Genomic DNA, 20,359 nt, shown 5'->3' with positions numbered 1-20,359 from the left:
CGGTCAGATGCGCAGGCCGCCGTCGATGCGCAGCACCTTGCCGTTGTAGTAATCGTTCTCGATGATGAAACGCACGGCGTGCGCGATCTCGGCCAAGGTGCCCAGGCGGGCCGCAGGGATCTGCTTCGTCCAGGCGGCGATCTGCGCAGGGGTAAGCGCCTTGGCGGTGCTGGGCGTGTCGATGAAACCGGGCGCAAGCGCGTTCACGCGGATGCCGAACGGACCGAGCTCCTTGCTCCACGTCACCGTCAGCGATTCGAGTGCTGCCTTTGCCGCACTGTACGCGCTCTGGCCAGCGTTGCCATCGGCTGCCATGCTGCTGAAATGGATCACCGCGCCTTTCGTGCGGCTCTTCACCATGCGGGCCACCACTTCGCGCGAGAGCAGGAAGGCGGTGGTGAGGTTGCTGTCCACGGTGCGCTCCCACCCTTCCAGCGGCAGGCGGCCGTCGTTGCGATCGAGCAGGTTGAAGAGCAAGGCATTGTGGATGGTGCCCGCCGTATTGATGAGCACGTTCGGCTGGCCCACTTGGGCAACCACATCGTTCATCAATTGCTCCACGGCGCTCGCATCCGTGAGGTCGGCGGTGAAGTAGGTCGCACCGGCGACTGGCGCGCTCGGTTGCTGCACATCCACACCGGCCACCTTCGCTCCTTGTGCAACAAGCTCGGCCACCAGCGCTGCGCCGATGTTGCCGGCCGCGCCGCTCACCAAGGCCGTGGCTCCTTGCAGTTGCATCAGGCCTTCACCGCTTTGGCGTTCACCGTACGCTCGATATCGGCAATGGTGCGCATGGCAGCGATCTCATCGCCATCGAACTGCACCTTCAGTTCGTCCTCCAGGCGTAGGATGAGGGTCATGTGCGTCATGCTGTCCCACTCGGGCTGGTCCATGATCACGGCGTCGGGCGACAGGTCGGGGCGTTGGATGCCGAAGACTTCGCGGACGATGGCGGTAACGTTCATGCGGAAACGGTTTTGGTGGCCACTTTGGGCTCCAGGGTATGCAAAGGCAACAGTGCGCGCGCCTGCTCAGGGGAGCAGAACATGAGCACGTCGATCATCGAGAGGTAGGGCACATGCGGCTGGCCGGGCCACTGCGCATAGGGTGCATCGCCCATCTTGATGAAGCGCAGCTCCATGCCCTCGGCTTGGAACGGCCCGGGCTCGTAGAGTTCCCACCCGCCGATGCTGTTGATGTACGTGGTGGCACCGCGCCCCTTGGCAATGGCCACGATACGCTCCTGCGCACGCAGACCTTCGCCCAAACCGAGCTGGCTGCTACGGAGAACTTTCACCGGCAGGCCCAAGCGCTCCACCACCCAAAGGAGGCTCTCCTCAGCCATGTCGGCAATGCTCCAGTCTTTGCGGTTGATGATGCGCTCCAGAAAGGGATAGACCTCCGCGTGGAAAGGCGCCTTCGCGTAGGCGTGCTGCAGCGTTACCAGCAATTTGGGGCGCCAGTCGTCGGTATCGGCCACCATGCTGTCCTTGATCCACTTGTTCTGGCTCATGCCAGCAATGGGGATGGTGATGCCGTGCGGCTCGCCGTTGAGCAGGATGCGGTTGCGATGGATCCAACCCTTCTTGATGAAGTTCACATCATCGAGCAGCACGAATTCGTCCACGGCCGCCACCATCTGGAAATAACCCAGATAGGGCATGACGTAGGGCTGCATGATGGCGATGCGCATCGGGGCGGGCAACACCCCGTGGCGTTGCGGGCCGCGAATTTAGCCGCGTGGAGGGAGTGGGTAGTGTCTCAGTTTGCTTTTGCATGGGTCAGTTTTACGATGTCCTCGATGCTCATCACGTCGTTGGTCAGGCCCGCTTCCATGGCCGGGGTGACGCGCAAGGTCTTGTGGATGCGGCAGAAGTTGTAGTGCACGAAGTGGAGCGCCAAGGCAAGGCAGTGGTTCTCGAACTTCTTGCCGAAGGCATTCGTCAGGCGGGTGAAGCGGCGGCAGCCCATGCGGATGGTCAGGTTCTGACGCTCCACATGTGACGTGCTGATCTTGGTTTCATCCGGGCGGCCGGTAATGATGCGGGTCTTGGTGCCGGTGCATTCAGCGGGGCTGTAACGCTTCTCGTTGCCCTTTCCTTCGACGTGCCCGTAGATCTTCACAAGCTGTGCGAAGTCGATGTACTGACCGAACACCGCATCGACGGCGCTCACGTAGGCGCTGTGACCGTCGCTCGTCAGTTGCATGCGGGTGCGATCCACGCGGCTGCGAACGTCCGTAAGGAACTCGTAAGCGGCGTGAGCATCGCGGGCACCGACGAACCAGCTAACCATGAGCTTGGTATCGCTGTCCAGCGCCGTCCATGTCCACACATCACCAGCGGCCTCCATGTCGTCCGTCACGTTCTTCTGCTTCGCATAGACGAAACTCCAAATCTCATCGCACTGAAGGTTCTTCACGGTCACCTTGCGCACCGTCTCGTCGTGGAACTTCTCGCAAGCGCGGCCCACGTCTACCAAGAGCTTGATGACGGTGTTGATGCTCACGTCGCACACGCGGGACGTGGATCGGAGGCTGCTTCCTTCAACGAGCATGCTGATGATCTGGACTTGCTTGGCGAGGGGGAGGCGGTTCATGGTTCCGGTTCGTTGACGGACCAAATATAGTCTTTTGCATGACGCTAAGCATGAAAGTTCAGTTTATTTTTCATGGGTGGGCGGATCCCGGTGGAGATCAGTCGGATCAGATAGTTTGGCAGCATGCGCCTCTTGTTTGCGACGCTTCTTTTCTCTCTTACGCTTCTGCTTGGCATTGCGTACGGCGTTAGCAGTGAGAAGCGCAATCAGCGGGATGGTACCACCGAAGAGAAAGGCAAGGATCAAGGTCCATGGGGATCCATATCCGACGTCGGCATGTTCGCTCTTACCGGCGCTCTCTTCGTAGTATCCGTCATTCAGATCGTCCTCTGGGATACATCCAACAAGACGTCCAAAAGGGCCTTGAGGCAGGCTAAAAAAGCGAACAAGGCCGCTAAAGACGCCAACGAGGCGACTAAGGCATCCAACGAGATTGCGGATACGAATGTCAAGGCATTCATTGAAAGCGAGCGGGGGCGTATTATACTGGTAGCTCCAATTCTGATAGGCGGACCCCTGAAGGTCGGAGAAAGAATAGCGGTCAAGGGACATATCGTAAACGTTGGCCGGACGGCGGCCGAATGCCTTCTTACGTGCGGAAGGCTCTACGTAGCGAATGACAGGCTGAAGGGAGAGTTTAGTGGCGATGAGATATTCGTCTCGAACAATTGGATGCGACCATATAGTGAGGGACAAAATGGAGCGACCGGAAGCATTGATATTTTCAGCCTGCCGCTTACTAACGATCTTCTTACTGCAATAAACAATAGGAACATCAGTATCATACTTGATGCGTTGTTGATATACAGAACTGCACAAGGAATGTACTACGGGCAGAGAATGTGCTTCACTTACCACTACACCAACAAAGAATTTGTCAGGGCTGATTTTGGCCCTACAGGACAGGAGATTAGCGAGGACACTTACAGGGCCTTCTTGGACATCTTGAAAGAGTACACACTTAGGAAGGCTGGAGAAGTCGCAACTCGCGAACGTGCGGAGATGAAGAAAAAAGAGGGCAATGACTAATGTGCATGCCCCAATGAGCAAAGACCCAATGCGGCCCATCGTGTGGGCACTTGTAGTTGCCCTATACATCGGTCTTTTTGCGCTTATTGCCCACGACTATCGGGGCGGTCAACAGGCCAATGATGACAGCACCGACCAGCCAAGCGATGGGCTTCCAAGCGTCTTTATAGGACTGACCGCTACCGGGTGGACCGCCGTCTTTACTGCCGTCCTGACCGTTGTTGCCGTTTGGCAAATCGCCCTCTGGCGGAGAGCTAACGCAACTGCCGAGAAGGCCAGCGCCGAGGCTACTCGAAGCGTGGATGCTTACATGGACGCTGAACGAGGGCGTATGGTTTATGAGAGCTTTGAATGGCACGAAGGCGGCGATAGCTTTCGCGTAGTCTGTCGGAATTTTGGGAGGTCCGTGGCGATTGTTCGAGGACTGAGAATCTGCCTTAGCCGCGAGGAGGTACCACATACACCGGGAGGCTACGAAAGCTTCGTTAGGCCCGGCAAGAAGTTCGTGGGTGGCATTGATGGCGATAAGGACATACCGTATTACCCCGTTACCAAGGCAATAAGGGACCGAGTAGTCCGTGGCGATATCCTCGATGTGGAGATTATGGTGCTCTACGAAGCCATGGGTGGAACGTTCTTCGAGATGCAGCACAGCATCAGAATCGGAAGAGTGGAGGGCGAATGGACTACCGCCAACGTTATGTCCACCGACTACCCATTGACCAGAGAACTGGCTATGCAGCTTCTGTATGACCCCACGGCCATGGACTACTTCGAGCGCATCGCCAGCGAACTGGAAAAGGACAAGGAGAACCGACAGACTACCTCTTAACGCGCAGGCGCGCCCGCCCCATCGCTTCCGCCGGGCTTGCCCTTCCACCGGGCCTTTGCCGCCTTCTTGGCGATCTTCTTTCGCTTGGTGGGCGATAGGCTCTTGGCCCTCGCCGCCCCGCCCAGCTTGCCCAACGCCACTGCTGCCGGGTTGCGCTTGTCCTCGCTGATCGCGTCCACCTTCTGTCCGGTGGCTATGTCCCCGATCAACTTCGCCAGTTGGTTGGTGTCCCGTGGACGCTTTGCTTTCTTCGCCATGGGCGCGAAGGTAGGGTGTCCTTACCGCTAAGCATGCCTGACGCTCAGGGGAAAAGAAACTGAGACACCACCAGGGAGTGGGGAGACCTTGACTTGTCAGCCCGTCGAGCGTGGCGCGACTGGTTCACCACCGACGCGGCATACGCACTCCGAAAACAAGCTTGCGTTGGAAATCCTCGAACGGTATCTCCACGGCACCCAGGGTCCGCGTGAAATCGTTGATGATCTGGCTGTCGAAGAGCCGGAAGTCACGGGAACGCAGTTGCGCCATCAGGTGCTGGAACGCTGCCTTCCCCGCATTGTCCGCTCGGCTGAACATGCTTTCGCCGAAGAACGCCGCACCGATACTGACCCCGTAGATGCCGCCTACCAGCGCACCGTCCTCCCAAGCCTCTGCGCTGTGCGCATGGCCCGCATGATGAAGTTCAGTGTACGCATGCACCATGCGGTCCGTGATCCACGTGTCCTCGCGGTCGGCGCACGCCTGCATCACATCCGTGAACGCGGTATCGAAGGTGAACACAAAACGTCCGCTGCGGAGGATCTTGCGCATGGTGCGATTGGGCATAGCCGCTTCGATCGGTATGATGGCGCGTGGATCAGGGCAGTACCAGTCGATGCCACCGCCGTCGTTGCCCATGGGGAACAGGCCTTGTGCATAGGCATGCAAGAGCACTTCCACCGACAGGTCCATGGCGCGAATGAAACGCTACTCCTTCACCACGACAGAGCGTTGGTTGATGGCGCCCAGCCAGAGGTCCAGCACGTACGCTCCGGCAGGCAACGACCGTAGCGTCGCATCTCCCACGCGCACGATCTTGTACGTGTCGGGTTCCAGGAAGTCGGTCGCACGCCAGGCCACCCGGCCCATGGTGTCGTACAGTACAAGATCCAGTTGCGTTGCTGCGCCGGTGAACAACTCCACATGGAACACATCGATGAACGGCGACGGCCATGTGCCGAACACGATGTTGCTTTCCAAACCAGTGCGGTCCGTGCCGCCCAGTAGGAGATGTGCGCGGTAAAAGTCGGGGATGCCATAACCCTTGCGGTCATCGGGGCTGTCGTACTGCGATGCACTGCGCCGGACCGCCTGCACGATCTCTTGTCCGGAGCGATCGGGATGCAATTGCCACAAGCACGCCACAAGGCCTGCAACCAGTGGACCACTGAACGAAGTGCCGTTGATCGGTTGCACCTGCGTGCCGCTCACACCCAGGCCGATGGTCGCATAGCCGGTAGCTGCCACATCGGGTTTCACGCGCCCGTCGAAGGACGGACCGTAGCTACTGTAGCCTGCAATGATGCGATCGTTCCCGACTGCACCCACGGCCAGGATGCTGTCGGCGTCCGCGGGCGCACCGATGAAGCGCCAGTCGTCGTGCCCGCTGTTGCCGGCGCTGTTCACCGGGATCATCCCTTTGCGTGCAGCCATGGTGGCAGCAATGCTGATGCGCGTGCTGCGCCCGTCCATGTCAGTGTATGTGTGATCGGTGAGGCTGTCGTCGAACTGGGTGTAGCCGAGGGAAGTGCTCAGCACATCGCACCCGATGCTGTCGCACAATTCGGCGCCCGCGATCCAGTTGTCCTCTTCCCAGAGGTACTCGCTCTCCGCTACTTCGGTCCGCAGCAGCACATAGTCGGCACCTGGCGCAGTACCGAGCAACCGACCTGGCCAATGCCCGGCCATCACGCTCAGCACGCTGCGGCCATGGTAGTTGTCGCTGTACACATCGCCATCTTGGTAGGCCATGTCGCGCGTGAGCACAATGCCGCCTCTTTCGCGGAGCTCCTTGAACGTGTGCAGCGAGTCGGCTTGGTCGAAGCCGCTGTCCAGCACACCGATCAGCAACCCCTGCCCTTCCGCACCGGCATCGTGCAGTAAGTGTCCGTTCATCATTTCGATCTGCCGGAAGGAAGCGCCGTACCGCGTGGCATATTCATCCCCGACCTCTTGCTTCAAGAACGAGGCGTACTTCACCGTCCCAACACTTGCAATGGGATCCGGTCCAGCAGGGCGCGACTGCCTCATCTGCTGCACGAACGGCAGCGAACCAATGGTGTCCAACGCCAGCGTGTCCGTACTGCGGATGGTCACCGCATTGAACCACTTGCTCACGTTCACCAGTTCGAAGTCGCCAGCGGCCAGCAATGCGCTCACGTACGCAGGATCCACCGGCAGATCGCTTTCGTCAAGCGCGATGCCTTGCTGTTGGCGGCGGTCCAGGCTGCGTGCGCTCAGGAACTCTTCCGGTGCACTGAGGGTGTACGGTGTGCTCGTCTTGTCCGTGAACTGCACCCAGTAGGTGGCCGGGCCTGTCTGGGCCAACGCGCCTATTGCGCACAGCGCGGGCAACACCAAGGCGGGCAGCTTCAGGCGGAACATATTGATCAATTGCCCCAGGCCACCGCGATCATGGTCTTGCGGTAGCCCGTGGTGTCATCGATATTGCCTGGCCCATCACCATCCTGCACGTTGTACTGCACGAGCAATTGCTCCACCAGTCCGATGTTCTTGGCGTAGCGCTCGTTCAGTGTGTTCGTCACTACGATGTTGTTGGGATAGGTGCTTACCACCGTGCACGTACTGTCCGCGCTGACGTATCCGTTCGACCACGGTGCGTCGATCTCATCGAACTCCACCTCGAAGTTCGCATCGTCGGTCGTGAAGTAGAGCCCATCGTCGCTGACGAATTCGTTCATGTTCCAGATCTGGTAGTCACGCACGGGGAAAGCGAGGCGCAACTTCCGCAGGTTCTCCTCTGTCTTCTCGGCGTAGGTGGCTGTCACCGTCTGCGTCCAGATGTCCTTGATGACCCAGGTGCTGTCCACCGGATCAAGCACAAAGCGTTCGATACGCTGGCTTGGCCGGCCCTCGGCATCCACGTACTGGCTGTCGATGACCTCCATGGCGCGATAGCTCGCCGTTATCCGCAGGCCAACCTCATCCTCCTGCCACACGCTGTCCACTTGGTACTCCACCCAATGGCCGGTGTTGGTGGGCCAATAACCATAGCCCAGGTCGGTGGGCATTATCTCATCGTCCTTGCACCCGTGCAACAGGAACAAGAGCGAACCGAGGAACAGGATGGGCTTCTTCATGGCCGTTCGCGATCGATGAACCCTCCGCCGAGCACATCGTCGCCATCGTAAAAGACGGCACTCTGCCCGGGTGCGATGCCTGCCACCTTGGCGTGGAATTCCACACGCACACGTTCACCGTCCATGTGCAGGGTGCTCGGCGTGCCTTTGTCCTTGTAGCGCACCTTGGTAACGGCCTCCACCTCGCCTTGCAGCGCGGGCAGTTTCACGAAGTTGGGCTGGCGCACCCACATCACTTGTTTGTCGAGGTCGGCCTTGTTGCCCAGCATAACCACGTTGGTGCTGGGGTCGATGTCGGTGACGTACAACGGCTGACCGGTCGCGATGCCCAGGCCTTTGCGCTGGCCGATGGTGAAGAACGGATAACCATCGTGCTGGCCGATGACCTCGCCCGCCGTGCTCACGAAAACGCCGTTGCTGAGGCGTTTCGTGGCCTCGGGTTCCTTGCGCTTGAGGAAGCCACGGTAATCGTTATCGGGTATGAAGCAGATCTCGTAGCTCTCGCTTTTCTGCGCCAGTTCGGGGAACCCGCTCTCCATGGCCATCTCGCGGATGTGCGCCTTGGTGAAGCCGCCGATGGGGAACCGTGTGCGAGCCAGGTTCTTCTGCTCGAGCCCCCAAAGCACATAGCTCTGGTCCTTGGAAGCATCGAGGCCTTTCGACACGATCCATCGTGACCCCATCGCTGATCCGTTCGACCCCATCCCGGCCCCTTCCCCGGTAGGGAAGGGTGAAATGCGTTCCTCGCGCACGTTGGCGTAGTGCCCTGTGGCGATTATGGGGCAGTCCATCATGTCGGCGCGCTTCAGCAAGGCTTCCCACTTGATGAAGGTATTGCACAACACACAGGGGTTGGGCGTGCGGCCGGCCATGTACTCCGTGGTGAAGTTGCCGATGATGTGCTCGCCGAATTCCTCCCGGATATCGAGGATGATGTGGTGGAAGCCGCGGCTCACCGCCATGTTGCGCGCGTCGGCGATGCTGTCCAGATCGCAGCAGCCCGTGATGCGCTTACCACCGCTGGCATCGGCATAGTCCCATGTTTTCATGGTGACCCCGATGACCTCGAAGCCCTCCTCATGCAGCATGAGCGCTGCAACGGAGCTGTCCACACCGCCGCTCATGGCCACCAGCACGCGTCCGTGTTTGCTCATGGCGCTGTGCTGCTAAGGGCTCCGTTGGTGTAATGCTCCGTACGGACCAGCGAACCCTTTTCATCGTAGTGCTTCACGGCACCGTGCAACTGGCCGTTCACGTAGGCACCTTCACGCTTCTTGGTCTGGCCCTTGAGCTCCCGCTGCTGTTCGCCGGCGAACACACCTTCGGGCGTTGGTGTCATGGGCTTGTCCACCCAAGTTCCGTTGTTGTACCACTCGGTGAACGGGCCGTTCAATTGGCCGTTCTTCCAGGTGACCTCCTCTTTCAATTGCTCGTCCTCGTAGTAGTCCTTGAAGACACCGTTCTCCTTTTTAGCCTTCACCATTTCGCCCTTGGCGAAGACCATCTGAAGTTGGATGGTACCGTCCACGTTCCAGTAGAACCAGGTGCCGTCCTTGCTCCCGTTCACCGTGTTCCCCTCGATCTCCTTCTTGCCGGTCGGGTAATACCAGGTCATGCGGCCGTCGGGCTCACCGTTCACATAGTTGCCTTCGGCCTTAACGGTCCCATCGGAATACCACTGCTTCCACGGGCCGTGCTTCCTGTCGTTTTGGTAACCCGTGCGTTCGGCCTCTTTGCCATCGGGGAAGTAGCTCACTTCGTCGCCGTGAAGCGCACCGGTGCGGTAGCGTTCCACCTTCCGCAGCAGCCCAGCTTCATCGAAGTAGTTCCACAGGCTGTCCTTGGACTGCCCCGCGTAGTTGCCGACGGCCATCAGTTTGCCGTTGGCATGGAAATGCTGTGCACGTGAGTTCTTGCCGTCCGCCGTGAAGACCTGCTTGCTGGTGATCAGCCCGTCCTCGTTCCAGTGCGTGAACTCGCCCATGGGCTTGTCGTCGTTGAACTGCCCCTTGTAGCGCACCTGGCCATTGGGCCAGCTCTTGCTCCACGCACCTTGCTTGCGACCCTGGGCGTCGGTGGCGTTCTGGCCGTTGGAAACAAGGAAAGCCGCAAGGAGCGCGGGCAGCAGTACAATGCGGTGGTTCATGTTGGGCGGCGCGAAGATACCGGCCTGCAATGGCCGTACCCTTCATGGTGATCCGTCTCCCGGGTCACCCACCGTCGTCGTCATGCCGCGTTGAAAACCTGTCGGAGGTGCGGATAGGCATCGGTTTATCTTCGGCGCCCTTCAGCATGCAGCAGGAAAAATTCGTCGTCAGCGCGCGCAAGTACCGCCCGGCCACCTTCGATACGGTGGTCGGCCAAGAGGCGGTGACCAGCACCCTGATGGCCGCCATCCGCAGCAACCATGTGGCCCAGGCATTCCTCTTCACCGGCCCCCGTGGCGTGGGCAAAACCACGTGTGCCCGCATCCTTGCCCGGACCCTGAACTGCGAGAACCTCAAGGATGACCTGACCACCTGTGGCGAATGTGCGCCCTGCCGCACCTTCGATGAAGGCCACAGCTTGAGCGTTTTCGAACTTGATGCCGCCAGCAACAACAGTGTAGAGGACATCCGGAACTTGATCCTGCAAGTGAGCATTGCGCCGCAGGTCGGCACCAAGAAGGTGTACATCATCGACGAGGTGCACATGCTCAGCCAGGCGGCGTTCAACGCTTTCCTGAAGACACTGGAGGAGCCGCCGAGCTACGCCATCTTCATCCTGGCCACCACGGAGAAGCACAAGATCCTGCCCACCATCCTGAGCCGTTGTCAGGTCTTCGACTTCCGGCGCATCTCGCTCACGGACATTGTGAAGCACTTGCAGGGTATCGCCGACCGCGAGGGCATCCAAGCGGAGCAACAGGCCTTGCATGTGATAGCCCAAAAGGCCGATGGCGGCTTGCGGGACGCACTGAGCATCTTCGACCAACTGGTGAGCTTCGGTGGCCGGAAGCTCACCTACCAGGACGTGGTGAAGAACCTGAACGTGCTGGACCATGAGCACTACTTCAGTGTAACGGACTGCGTGCTGAAGGGCGATGTGCCCGGCTGTTTGGTCGAGTACAACACCATCCTGGCCAATGGCTTCGATGGGCACCTCTTCATTGCCGGGCTCGGCCGCCACTTGCGTGACCTGCTCGTGAGCCAGGATCCGCGCACACTGCCGCTGCTGGAAGTGAGCGATGAACTGGCCGCCCGCTACACGGTTCAGGCGAAGGCCGCCCCGCGCGACGTGCTGGTGCAAGCTCTCGAACGCATCGGGCTGTGCGACTCACAGTACAAGCTGAGCAAGGACGCGCGCCTCCTGGTGGAACTGACCCTCATCCAGCTCTGCCGCTTGGGCAGCGGCGAGGGTACCCCTGAAAAAAAAAGTCCTGACGTAAGCGTTAGGGCCACGCCACCGGCCCCCAAAGGCCCGGAACAGCCCGTTCCTGCTCGTTCAGCTCCTCTGCCTGAACCCGAAATGGCCGAGGTATTGGTGAGCGAGCCGAGCGGTTCGCCAGTGCAACCCAAGGGAACACCCACCCCCCCGCTGGCCACGGCCAAGCCACGCATCTCCGTTACGCCCAGCTTGAAGCAGAGCCTGGAGCGACCGGCCCAGGGAACAGCCAACGGGCCCGTGGAAGTGGCACCTGCCGCCATGGCCGCCCCCGATGCCCGGCCGTTGAGCGAAGCGGCCGTGCGGATGGTCTGGAAGGACTACGCCCTAACGAAGAAGCGCGAGGGCAAGAGCAGCTTCCACGCCACCCTGATGTGGAAAGAGCCCATGGTTACCGGGGCCCACACCGTGCAGTTCGCCATCATCAACGAAGTGCAGGAGAAGGACCTGCGCGAGCAAAAGGCCGGGCTGGTGGAGCACCTGCGGAACGAATTGAGCGACCCCGCTTTGGAACTGAGCATCGTGAAGGAGGCCGTAGCCGATGCACGCCCGCGCTACACCGCCCGCGACAGGTTCAACATCATGGCCGAGAAGAATCCGGCGCTCATCGGCTTGCGGGACGCATTGGACCTTGACTTGGGATAAGGGGCCGGACAACTTCCGGCGCCGTTGAGCGTCAAGGCCCTGAACCCCACTGATGGCCTACTTTCACGGCCGCTGAAAACCAACCTGATGGTACGATCCCTGCCCCGCACCGTCCTTCCGTTCCTGTTCGCCTGCCTTTTGCCCCTGTTCTCCGCAGCCTCACACGTGAGCGGCGTGGACATCGGCTACGAGTGCTTGGGCAACAACCAGTACATGATCACCCTGAACATCTTCAGGGATTGCGATGGGATCACCATGAGCAATACCGAGGATGTGGAGATCACAAGCTCGTGCGGGCAAAGCCTCACGGTCACCTTGCAGCAAGCGCCGGGCACTGGTTACGAGATCAGCCAGTTGTGCCCGACCGATCTGCCCAACAGCACCTGCGGTGGTGGTGGCCTGCCCGGCATGGAGTACTACACCTATCAGGGCATCGTGACCCTGAACCCACCGTGCAACAGTTGGACGGTGGGCTGGGGAACCTGCTGCCGGAACGTTTCGGCCAACGTGCCCACGAGCAACTTGGACGATATCTGGGCCGAAGCCGTGTTGAACACAGCCACCGCGCCGTGCAACAACTCCCCGATCTTCACCGCTCAGCCGATACCGTACGTCTGCGCCGGCTTCCCTGTATCGTACAACTACGGTGTCTTCGATCCCGACGGTGATTCGTTGGTGTTCTCGTTCGTGCCCGGGCAGATGTTCAACAACAGCTACTTGACCTATGGTGCGGGTTTCTCCGGTTCCAATCCTGTGCCCGGCATCACGTTGGACCCCAACACGGGTGAGGTAGCCTTCAACGTGGCGGTGACCGGTAACTACATCGTGGTGGTGCAAGTGGACCAATACGACAGCAATGGCAACCTCGTGGGCAGTGTGATGCGCGACATGCAGTTCACTGTGATCGCCTGCACCAACATTCCGCCGATGGCACCGGCAGCCTACACCAACTTCAGCGGCACCGCGCTTTCCACCGGCCCCACCAGTTTGGAGATGTGCCTGGGCGATCAGTTCTGCATGGACCTGACGTTCACGGACGCGGATGTTGGTGACACCCTCACGCTCTCGTCGAACATCACTTTGGCCCTGCCCGGCGCCACGTTCACCCAAACGGGCGTCAACCCGGCCACGGCAACGGTTTGCTGGACGGCCATTGCCGGCACCAGCCCGGTCACCACGTTTTCCGTTGTGGCCGAAGACGATGCGTGCCCGGTGACCGGTCTTGCACAGCAGACGATCACCGTTCTCTTCCTGCCAAGGACCCTGACCGTGGAGGATTCCTTGCTGTGCGAACCGGCGCCTGTGACCCTCACCACCATCGGCGGTACCGTTTTCACCTGGAGCGTGCTCAGCGGCGATCCGATCCAATTGGGCGTGAACTTTTCGTGCAACCCCTGCGCCGACCCTGTTGCCACACCGGCGAACACCACCACCTACGAAGTGGTGAGCGACCTGCAGAGCACATGCGTGAACCGTGATACGGTGACGATCTACGTCATCCCTCCGTTCGGCTTCAATACCGTAACGCCTTACCAGACCACCTGCAACGGCGATAGCGATGGCTACGTTGAAGTGGAGCCCTGGGGCACTGCTGGTCCGGCTTGGAACTGGGAAGTGTTCGATGCGAACAACACCAGCGTGCTTGCCACCACAACGAACGCAGGCACCACATTGAGCGGCCTGGCCGAGGGCACGTACACCTTGGTGCTCGCCGAACCGATAGGCTGCACGCACGATACGACCTTCTACATCGCCGAGCCAGCCCCCGTGGTAGCCAGCGTTAGCGATACCACGATCTGCCTGAGCACCTCTGCGATCATTTCAGCGAGCGCGGTGGGTGGTAACGGTGGTTACTCGTACAGCTGGAACCAAGGTCTTATGGGAGATGGTCCGCACACGGTGACCCCGAGCGCGACCACGATGTACCAAGCGACCGCCACCGATATACTGGGCTGTACCTCCTTGCCCGTGCAGACGACGGTGACGGTGCTGCCCGCGTTGAGCGTGTTGGCCAATGCGCCGGACAGTATCTGTATTGGCGGTGATGCAGAACTCACCGCCCTGCCAGGTGGCGGCAATGGGGGGCCGTACACACTGGTGTGGAACGAGATAGGTGCTGGCGTGGTCGGAGCGGGTGACACCATCATGGTGGTTCCCTCGGCTTTCGGAACCGACTACGTGGTAACACTGAACGACAACTGCAACACACCCATCGTACGCGACACCGTGCATGTGCAATGGTACCGCGCTCCCGAACCGGACTTCACGGTTGACAAACGCGAAGACTGCTTCCCGGCGGAGATCAACTTCACCAACACGACCGACCCTGACGACGTGGGCACCGACTGCGTCTGGAATTTCGGCGACGGCAACACGGCCACGGGCTGCGCAACCGCGTTCAACAGCTACGCCAACGTGGGCTGTTACGATGTGACGCTCACGGTCTATTCACCTGAAGGCTGCGTAGGCGACACCACATTCCCGCAGTTCATCTGCGCACGGCCCTACCCCATCGCCGATTTCCGGTGGACGCCCGAAGTGGCCAACATCCTCGACCCCCAGGTGGCCTTCTTCAACCAGTCGCAGTTCGACGTGTCCTGGGCGTGGAGCTTCGGCGCCGACTGCGACCCCGACTCCGCCTTCTTTCCCGACCCCGTTGTGCTCTTCCCCGAGACCGAAGAAGCCACGTACCCCGTTTGGCTGCACGTCACCAACGAATTCGGATGTCCTGACAGCATCATGAAGCTGGTGTTCATCGAAGGTGTGTTCTCGGTTTACGTGCCGAACGCCTTCACACCTGACGGCGATGGCGTGAACGATCACTTCGGTCCCTTGGGCCAAGGCATCTCGGACAAGGAATTCGAGTTCACCGTGTTCGATCGCTGGGGCCAGCCGGTCTTCGTCACCAACGACCCCGGACAATGGTGGGACGGCAAGGTGAGCGGCGCTGAGCAGACCCAAGGTGTGTACGCTTGGCGCCTGGACCTGGTGGACAGGTACGAGAGCATCGACCGGCAGTACTTCGGTCATGTGACGCTGGTGCGCTGAGGGAAATACGCACCGCAACGGCGCAACGAGCGCAACGTTCCGGAAACTCGTTGCTCACCGTTGAACTTCGCGTGGCGCCACCGTTGCGTCCGTCGCGTCGTTGCGGTTCGATCTTCTTTACCGGCCGCCCCTACTTTCGCCCGCGCAAAAACCCCAGCACGTACCATGTCGAAGATCAAGGTGGCCAACCCCGTAGTGGAACTCGATGGTGATGAAATGACCCGCATCATCTGGCAGTGGATCAAGGAGCAACTGATCCTGCCCTACGTGGAAGTGCCCATCGACTATTACGATCTCGGCATTCAGCACCGCGACGCCACCGACGACAAGGTGACCGTGGACAGCGCCAAGGCCATCCTGAAGCACAGCGTGGGCATCAAGTGCGCCACCATCACCCCGGACGAGGCACGCGTTACGGAGTTCGGGTTGAAGCAGATGTGGAAGAGCCCCAACGGCACCATCCGCAACATCCTCAACGGCACCGTGTTCCGCGAGCCGATCGTCATCAAGAACATCCCGCGTCTGGTGCCCGGTTGGACAAAGCCCATCGTCATCGGTCGCCACGCGTTCGGCGACCAGTACCGCGCCACCGATGCCGTCATCAAAGGCAAGGGCAAGCTCACGCTCACCTTCCAACCTGCCGACGGAAGTCCGGCCACCAGCTGGAACGTGTACGACTTCGAAGGCGATGGCGTGGCGCTGAGCATGTACAACACCGACGAGAGCATCGACGGGTTCGCCCGCAGCTGCTTCAACCTGGCCTTGCAGAAGAAATGGCCACTGTACTTCAGCAGCAAGAACACCATCCTGAAGAAGTACGACGGCCGCTTCAAGGACATCTTCCAAAGCGTTTACGAGAAGGACTACGCAGCCGCGTTCAAGGAAGCCGGCATCACCTACGAGCACCGCCTCATCGACGACATGGTGGCCAGCGCGCTGAAGTGGAGCGGCGGTTTCATCTGGGCGTGCAAGAACTACGACGGCGACGTGCAGAGCGACATCGTTGCACAGGGCTTCGGTTCACTGGGCCTGATGACCAGCGTGCTCATCACCCCCGACGGCAAGACGATCGAAGCGGAAGCCGCGCACGGCACCGTTACGCGCCACTACCGCAACCACCAGGAAGGCAAACCCACCAGCACCAACCCCATCGCCAGCATCTTCGCGTGGACGCAAGGCCTAGCCTTCCGTGGCAAGCTCGATGGCAATGAGGCGCTCATCAAGTTCGCCAAAACCTTGGAGCGCACCTGCATCGAAACGGTGGAAGAAGGCCAGATGACCAAGGACCTTGCGGTGTGCATCCACGGCGAGAAGGTCTCTGCCGAGCACTACCTCACCACGGATAAGTTCATGGCTGCGCTGAGGGAGGGGTTGGAACGGAGGATGGCGTGACCGGTCAAGCAGTTCACAAAACGATAGCTTGTTCAATGAATTTAGTTGCACAACTAAATTCATTCATCTACGTTTGTGTTCATAAAGAACGTTCATGGCCTCTCCAAAGTTCACTAACCCGTTCCGTCCTGGTGCAGGACACCCACCGCCCTATCTGGCTGGGCGCGAAGAGGAAAAACGCGAGTTCGAGAAGATGCTCGAACAGGACGTGGTTCTTGACAATCTCATTCTCACCGGCCTCCGCGGTGTTGGGAAGACCGTCCTTCTGGAAACCTTCAAGCCGATCGCACTGAAGCACGGCTGGTTATGGGCAGGCACCGATCTGAGCGAATCAGCTACGGTGAGCGAACATAACCTGGCGATCCGCGTGATGGCCGACTTGGCCCCACTGGTCACGGGATTGCAGATCGCCGAACAAGAACATCCTCGCGTTGGTTTCAAGGCCACACCACGAAAGGAGCCAGTGCTACTGAGCTACGAATTGCTGGAAAGCGTTTATACGAGCACGCCGGGCTTGGTCGCGGACAAATTGAAGGCCGTGCTCGAGCTTGTTTGGCACGCACTGCAACCCACCAAGATCAAAGGGATCATCCTGGCATACGATGAGGCCCAGAACCTGTCCGATCAAGCAGTTCAAGGACAATACCCCCTCTCCTTGCTCCTTGAGGTTTTCCAGTCCTTGCAAAAAAAGGGCTTCTTGTACATGCTGGTGCTCACAGGCCTGCCAACCCTGTTCCCCAAGCTCGTCGAGGCGCGGACGTTCGCTGAAAGGATGTTCCACGTCACGATGCTCGACAAGCTCAACTCAAAAGCATCGCGAGAAGCGATCCAACGCCCCATTCAACAACAGAGCTGTCCAGTGAGCTTCGAGGAGCGCGAGATCAAAGAGATCATCTCAAGCTCCGGCGGATACCCCTACTTCATCCAGTTCATATGCCGAGAGTGTTTCGACAGCTTCTTGCAGCAACAGGCAAGGGGAGTTGTAAAGCCCATGGTCAGCGTGGGGCAGATCGTGCGGAAGCTGGACTCGGACTTCTATGCTGGCCGTTGGAACAAAGTCACGGACCGGCAAAGGGAGTTGCTTTCTGTGATAGCCGGTCTCAAGAACGCCAACGACGAATTCAGCGTGCAGCAGATAGTTGAACGCGCCTCCTCCGAGCTTTCCAAAGGATTCAGTCCAAGCCAAGTGACCCAGATGCTTTCGAAGCTCTCGGAGAACGGTTTGGTGTTCAAGAACCGACATGGCAGATACAGCTTCGCCGTACCACTCCTTGGCGATTTCATCCAACGGCAAATGACAGTCAAGTGAACCAGATACCCGCCCTCGCGGTCTGCATCCACGGCGAGAAGGTCTCTGCCGAACACTACCTCGCCACGGACAAGTTCATGGCGGCGTTGCAGGAGGGATTGGAGAGGAGGATGGGGTGACCAGTCGATTGGGGCAGTCCGAGCGGTGGTGCAAATCTTCTTGATAACTACCTAAGGCACAGGCATCAAGCCGCACTCGTAGGTGCTTACACTTGCACGACCTCACTCATCGAGGTTCCGTGTCAGATGAATCTAGAGAACTTACTCGACGCCCGAAGGGCGCAAGATGCCCAGAAGGCGGCCGAACAGGCAGCCACAAATCGTGCATGGGTCGAAGAAGCTGAACGAGCGGAAAGGCTCTACAATGAGGTGCTCGGCGATAATCAGATCCGAGAAGCCATCGATAGTGTAGCACTCTATGCTCACCACCGTCTTCAAGAGCGGGATGCGCGGCTAACGCTCGTAAGCGAAGGCCCAAGAGAAGCGACGTACGGAGTTCAGGCTCACATCGAGTACGCAATCCAAGGTCCGGGATTGGGCGGCAGGATGCGCATTGTGGCGGTTGTTGAGAACAACCAGTATGTGCTGGGAATTTCTGTCCATGCCCAGCAGGCCACATCGACCGCTAACGTGATAGTTGAGCTAGGAGAGAAACCAGGGGTTGAGAACCGCTGGCACGACCCGTTGCGTGCCGCAGTGAACACAGTTCTCTTTTCGGATTAGAGTGATGAGTTCACCTCTCCCCGGGCCTTGTGAACAGCTTCAGCTTCTTCCCTTTCGAGCAGTGCTCCAATAGCATCACGAACCGCCGCTCGCGCGTAGCTTCCTGCTTGGCGCTCATTACCCACCACGCTGCGGCTTTGGTGTAGCTCATGGGCGCGGCTTTCCACCAGGCCCAGGCAGGCTTGTTGGCCTTGAAGCGCTTCTCGTACGCCGGTGAAAGTCCAACGGCGTTGCGCTCGTAGCTGTACTGCTCGCTGCGCACAACGTCACGGTCCTCGAACGCAGCCAAGCCGGCAGGTGTCATCTCCCCAGCCGCGATGAGTTCTTGCGCCCGCTTGATGTTCCGCGAACTCCAAATGCTCTTCTTCCGGCGCGGCACGAAGCGCATCACGAAACGATTGGTGGTGCTTCCGTAGCGCACCGCTTCCGTCCAGCCGAAGCACAGCATGAGGTCCGCGGCCTCCTGATAGGTGACGCCATCGCCAGCTGCGGCTTGCTTCACGAGTTCAGCCCAGAGCTCAGCGGCTGACGTGTGGTTCCGTTGCAACCACCGTCGCAACTCCTGCGTGCTGCTGAAGGTGGTCGGATCAACCGGTGCAGGCATAGGGGCAAGTTACCCGCGCGCCGAAGGCCGATCTTCGCACCCGCTTTGCCAAGATCCCCGCACCCGCTCACCCGCCGCGAACTGGACCATCTGGCGGTGCCTGCCATCATCAGTGGCATCGCTGAGCCGGTGATCGCGCTGGTGGACATGGGGTTCGTGCGCGAGCTCGGCGATGCCTCGGTGGCTGCCGTTGGCATCGGCAGCAGTTTCTTCCTGCTGGTGGTTTGGGTGCTGGCCCAAACGCGCAGCGCGGTGCTTGCCGTGGTGGCACGCTACTATGGCGAGCAACGCCTCAGCGGCATCCTAGGCCTGGTGCCACTGGCCATCTGGATGAACTTCGGACTGGGGCTCGTCTTCTTCAGCATCACCAATGCGTTCTCGGAAGAGATCTTCCGGTTGTACAATGCCGATGGCGAAGTGCTGCGCCTGGCAGTGGACTACTTCCACGTGCGCAGCTTCGGCTTCCCCTTCGTGCTGGCCACGTTCGCCATGACGGGTGCGTTCCGTGGCATCCAGAACATGCGGTGGAGCATGTGGATCAGCATCATCGGTGCAGCGGTGAACCTTGCGTTGAACCCGGTGCTGATCTTCGGGTGGAACGATGTCCCTGCGCTCGGCGTGGTGGGGTCGTCGTGGTCCAGCTTCGCGGCGCAGATCACCATGTTCTTCACGGCCATCGTGGTGCTGAAACTGCGCACGCCGTTCGAGCTGTTCCCGCGCACATGGCGGCATCCGGAGCTGGCCTCGTTGTGGTTGCTCAGCGGCAATCTGTTCGCGCGCACCATCGCCCTCAACGCGTGCTACTACTTCGGTGCACGCCTGGCCACCGGACACGGCGTGCTGCACAGCGCGGCCCATAGCGCGGCCATGAACATCTGGCTCTTCAGCGCCTTCTTCATCGATGGCTACGCCGCCGCGGGCAGTGTGCTTGTGGGCCGTTTCAGCGGTGAGCGCAACTTGAAGGAACTGTACCGCGTAAGCTGGCAGGTGGTGCGGCGCAGCGTGCTCATCGGCATCATCCTCGCTGTGATCTATGGCATCTCCTACCCGTGGATCGGTGGCATGTTCACCGAAAGCGCCGGTGCGCTCTTGCTGTTCAATGGTGTGTTCTGGCTGGTGATCATCACGCAGCCGATCAACGCGGTGGCCTTCGCCTTCGATGGCATCTTCAAAGGCTTCGGCGATGGCAAGAGCCTGCGCAACGTCCTGCTCATTTCCACCTTCGGCGTGTTCCTGCCCGTGGCCATCGTGGGCGACCACTTGGGCTGGGAGTTGCACGCCGTTTGGGCCGCCTTCCTGCTCTGGATGACCTGTCGCGGGCTGATGCTGTCCCTTGCCTTCGAGCGCGATTACGGCCCGCGGTCGCTGCGGCGGCGGCGCACGGCCTGATGGTTGCCT

General features: G+C 59.9%; 19 protein-coding genes. 8 read left to right on the top strand and 11 right to left on the bottom strand.

Going from position 1 to position 20,359, the window contains the following annotated elements; genetic code table 11:
* Positions 1-3: 3 nt before the first annotated feature.
* The 4 genes from IPJ76_14195 to IPJ76_14180 all read right to left on the bottom strand — a co-directional run bounded on the left by IPJ76_14195 (position 4) and on the right by IPJ76_14180 (position 2,598).
* The gene (locus IPJ76_14195) at positions 4-738 is read right to left on the bottom strand and encodes an SDR family oxidoreductase (GenBank protein ID QQR85742.1); all 735 of its coding nucleotides are present in this window, start codon (positions 736-738) and stop codon (positions 4-6) included.
* A complete protein-coding gene (locus IPJ76_14190) occupies positions 738-965 on the bottom strand; it encodes an acyl carrier protein (protein QQR85741.1) in 228 nt (75 codons plus the stop codon). Before IPJ76_14190 ends, IPJ76_14195 begins: the two co-directional genes overlap by 1 nt.
* Positions 962-1,693 (bottom strand): WbqC family protein, encoded by a 732-nt coding sequence (locus tag IPJ76_14185; GenBank protein QQR85740.1) that lies wholly within the window; start codon positions 1,691-1,693, stop codon positions 962-964. The genes IPJ76_14190 and IPJ76_14185 overlap by 4 nt, the downstream gene beginning before the upstream one ends.
* 68 nt (positions 1,694-1,761) lie before the next feature.
* Positions 1,762-2,598: a DDE-type integrase/transposase/recombinase gene (locus IPJ76_14180; protein ID QQR85739.1), complete on the bottom strand. Its 837-nt coding sequence runs from the start codon at positions 2,596-2,598 to the stop codon at positions 1,762-1,764.
* Between the two features lie 123 nt (positions 2,599-2,721).
* Between IPJ76_14180 and IPJ76_14175 the strand changes: the two genes are divergently transcribed.
* Positions 2,722-3,627, top strand: coding sequence for a hypothetical protein (locus IPJ76_14175; GenBank protein QQR85738.1), 906 nt, complete (start codon positions 2,722-2,724; stop codon positions 3,625-3,627).
* A 13-nt stretch (positions 3,628-3,640) separates the two neighbouring features.
* Positions 3,641-4,459 (top strand): hypothetical protein, encoded by an 819-nt coding sequence (locus IPJ76_14170; protein ID QQR85737.1) that lies wholly within the window; start codon positions 3,641-3,643, stop codon positions 4,457-4,459.
* Here IPJ76_14170 and IPJ76_14165 read toward each other — a convergent pair.
* The 6 genes from IPJ76_14165 to IPJ76_14140 form a co-directional block, all read right to left on the bottom strand.
* Positions 4,456-4,716, bottom strand: coding sequence for a histone H1 (locus IPJ76_14165; protein QQR85736.1), 261 nt, complete (start codon positions 4,714-4,716; stop codon positions 4,456-4,458). The genes IPJ76_14170 and IPJ76_14165 overlap by 4 nt on opposite strands.
* Before the next feature lie 124 nt (positions 4,717-4,840).
* Entirely contained in the window at positions 4,841-5,410 is a 570-nt protein-coding gene (locus IPJ76_14160; protein QQR85735.1) for a leucyl/phenylalanyl-tRNA--protein transferase, read from the bottom strand.
* 15 nt (positions 5,411-5,425) lie between these two features.
* Positions 5,426-7,102 (bottom strand): S8 family serine peptidase, encoded by a 1,677-nt coding sequence (locus IPJ76_14155; protein QQR85734.1) that lies wholly within the window; start codon positions 7,100-7,102, stop codon positions 5,426-5,428.
* A 5-nt stretch (positions 7,103-7,107) separates the two neighbouring features.
* Positions 7,108-7,818 carry a hypothetical protein gene (locus IPJ76_14150; GenBank protein QQR85733.1) on the bottom strand — a complete coding sequence of 237 codons (711 nt, stop codon included), beginning with the start codon at positions 7,816-7,818 and terminating at the stop codon, positions 7,108-7,110.
* The gene (gene mnmA / locus IPJ76_14145) at positions 7,815-8,972 is read right to left on the bottom strand and encodes a tRNA 2-thiouridine(34) synthase MnmA (protein ID QQR85732.1); all 1,158 of its coding nucleotides are present in this window, start codon (positions 8,970-8,972) and stop codon (positions 7,815-7,817) included. The genes IPJ76_14150 and mnmA overlap by 4 nt, the downstream gene beginning before the upstream one ends.
* Positions 8,969-9,964, bottom strand: coding sequence for a toxin-antitoxin system YwqK family antitoxin (locus tag IPJ76_14140; protein QQR85731.1), 996 nt, complete (start codon positions 9,962-9,964; stop codon positions 8,969-8,971). Before IPJ76_14140 ends, mnmA begins: the two co-directional genes overlap by 4 nt.
* Before the next feature lie 146 nt (positions 9,965-10,110).
* Here IPJ76_14140 and IPJ76_14135 point away from each other — a divergent pair, with 146 nt between their 5' ends.
* From IPJ76_14135 to IPJ76_14115, 5 genes are all read left to right on the top strand, one after another.
* Positions 10,111-11,886: a DNA polymerase III subunit gamma/tau gene (locus tag IPJ76_14135; protein ID QQR85730.1), complete on the top strand. Its 1,776-nt coding sequence runs from the start codon at positions 10,111-10,113 to the stop codon at positions 11,884-11,886.
* A gap of 24 nt (positions 11,887-11,910) precedes the next feature.
* On the top strand, positions 11,911-14,934 hold the full coding sequence (locus IPJ76_14130; protein QQR85729.1) for a gliding motility-associated C-terminal domain-containing protein: 3,024 nt from the start codon (positions 11,911-11,913) through the stop codon (positions 14,932-14,934).
* A gap of 165 nt (positions 14,935-15,099) precedes the next feature.
* The gene (locus tag IPJ76_14125) at positions 15,100-16,326 is read left to right on the top strand and encodes an isocitrate dehydrogenase (NADP(+)) (GenBank protein QQR85728.1); all 1,227 of its coding nucleotides are present in this window, start codon (positions 15,100-15,102) and stop codon (positions 16,324-16,326) included.
* A gap of 94 nt (positions 16,327-16,420) precedes the next feature.
* The gene (locus IPJ76_14120) at positions 16,421-17,635 is read left to right on the top strand and encodes an AAA family ATPase (GenBank protein ID QQR85727.1); all 1,215 of its coding nucleotides are present in this window, start codon (positions 16,421-16,423) and stop codon (positions 17,633-17,635) included.
* Between the two features lie 245 nt (positions 17,636-17,880).
* Positions 17,881-18,357, top strand: coding sequence for a hypothetical protein (locus IPJ76_14115; GenBank protein QQR85726.1), 477 nt, complete (start codon positions 17,881-17,883; stop codon positions 18,355-18,357).
* 10 nt (positions 18,358-18,367) lie between these two features.
* Here IPJ76_14115 and IPJ76_14110 read toward each other — a convergent pair whose 3' ends face one another.
* Positions 18,368-18,961, bottom strand: coding sequence for a YdeI/OmpD-associated family protein (locus tag IPJ76_14110; GenBank protein QQR85725.1), 594 nt, complete (start codon positions 18,959-18,961; stop codon positions 18,368-18,370).
* A 45-nt stretch (positions 18,962-19,006) separates the two neighbouring features.
* Here IPJ76_14110 and IPJ76_14105 point away from each other — a divergent pair, with 45 nt between their 5' ends.
* A complete protein-coding gene (locus tag IPJ76_14105; protein ID QQR85724.1) occupies positions 19,007-20,350 on the top strand; it encodes an MATE family efflux transporter in 1,344 nt (447 codons plus the stop codon).
* Positions 20,351-20,359 lie beyond the last annotated feature (9 nt).

It is taken from the genome of Flavobacteriales bacterium (assembly GCA_016699575.1).
In the GTDB taxonomy this organism is placed as follows: Bacteria; Bacteroidota; Bacteroidia; order Flavobacteriales_F; family PHOS-HE28; genus PHOS-HE28.
The sequence above is the reverse complement of the archived record's forward strand: the minus strand, read 5'-3'. Positions and strand labels throughout refer to the sequence as shown.

Coding starts and splice junctions, on each gene's coding strand:
- IPJ76_14190 (QQR85741.1), bottom strand. CDS start 965: ATGAACGTTACCGCCATCGTCCGCGAAGTCTTCGGCATCCAACGCCCC.
- IPJ76_14160 (QQR85735.1), bottom strand. CDS start 5,410: ATGGACCTGTCGGTGGAAGTGCTCTTGCATGCCTATGCACAAGGCCTG.
- mnmA (QQR85732.1), bottom strand. CDS start 8,972: ATGAGCAAACACGGACGCGTGCTGGTGGCCATGAGCGGCGGTGTGGAC.
- IPJ76_14175 (QQR85738.1), top strand. CDS start 2,722: ATGCGCCTCTTGTTTGCGACGCTTCTTTTCTCTCTTACGCTTCTGCTT.
- IPJ76_14135 (QQR85730.1), top strand. CDS start 10,111: ATGCAGCAGGAAAAATTCGTCGTCAGCGCGCGCAAGTACCGCCCGGCC.
- IPJ76_14155 (QQR85734.1), bottom strand. CDS start 7,102: ATGTTCCGCCTGAAGCTGCCCGCCTTGGTGTTGCCCGCGCTGTGCGCA.
- IPJ76_14195 (QQR85742.1), bottom strand. CDS start 738: ATGCAACTGCAAGGAGCCACGGCCTTGGTGAGCGGCGCGGCCGGCAAC.
- IPJ76_14125 (QQR85728.1), top strand. CDS start 15,100: ATGTCGAAGATCAAGGTGGCCAACCCCGTAGTGGAACTCGATGGTGAT.
- IPJ76_14185 (QQR85740.1), bottom strand. CDS start 1,693: ATGCGCATCGCCATCATGCAGCCCTACGTCATGCCCTATCTGGGTTAT.
- IPJ76_14150 (QQR85733.1), bottom strand. CDS start 7,818: ATGAAGAAGCCCATCCTGTTCCTCGGTTCGCTCTTGTTCCTGTTGCAC.
- IPJ76_14110 (QQR85725.1), bottom strand. CDS start 18,961: ATGCCTGCACCGGTTGATCCGACCACCTTCAGCAGCACGCAGGAGTTG.
- IPJ76_14180 (QQR85739.1), bottom strand. CDS start 2,598: ATGAACCGCCTCCCCCTCGCCAAGCAAGTCCAGATCATCAGCATGCTC.
- IPJ76_14120 (QQR85727.1), top strand. CDS start 16,421: ATGGCCTCTCCAAAGTTCACTAACCCGTTCCGTCCTGGTGCAGGACAC.
- IPJ76_14140 (QQR85731.1), bottom strand. CDS start 9,964: ATGAACCACCGCATTGTACTGCTGCCCGCGCTCCTTGCGGCTTTCCTT.
- IPJ76_14165 (QQR85736.1), bottom strand. CDS start 4,716: ATGGCGAAGAAAGCAAAGCGTCCACGGGACACCAACCAACTGGCGAAG.
- IPJ76_14115 (QQR85726.1), top strand. CDS start 17,881: ATGAATCTAGAGAACTTACTCGACGCCCGAAGGGCGCAAGATGCCCAG.
- IPJ76_14170 (QQR85737.1), top strand. CDS start 3,641: ATGAGCAAAGACCCAATGCGGCCCATCGTGTGGGCACTTGTAGTTGCC.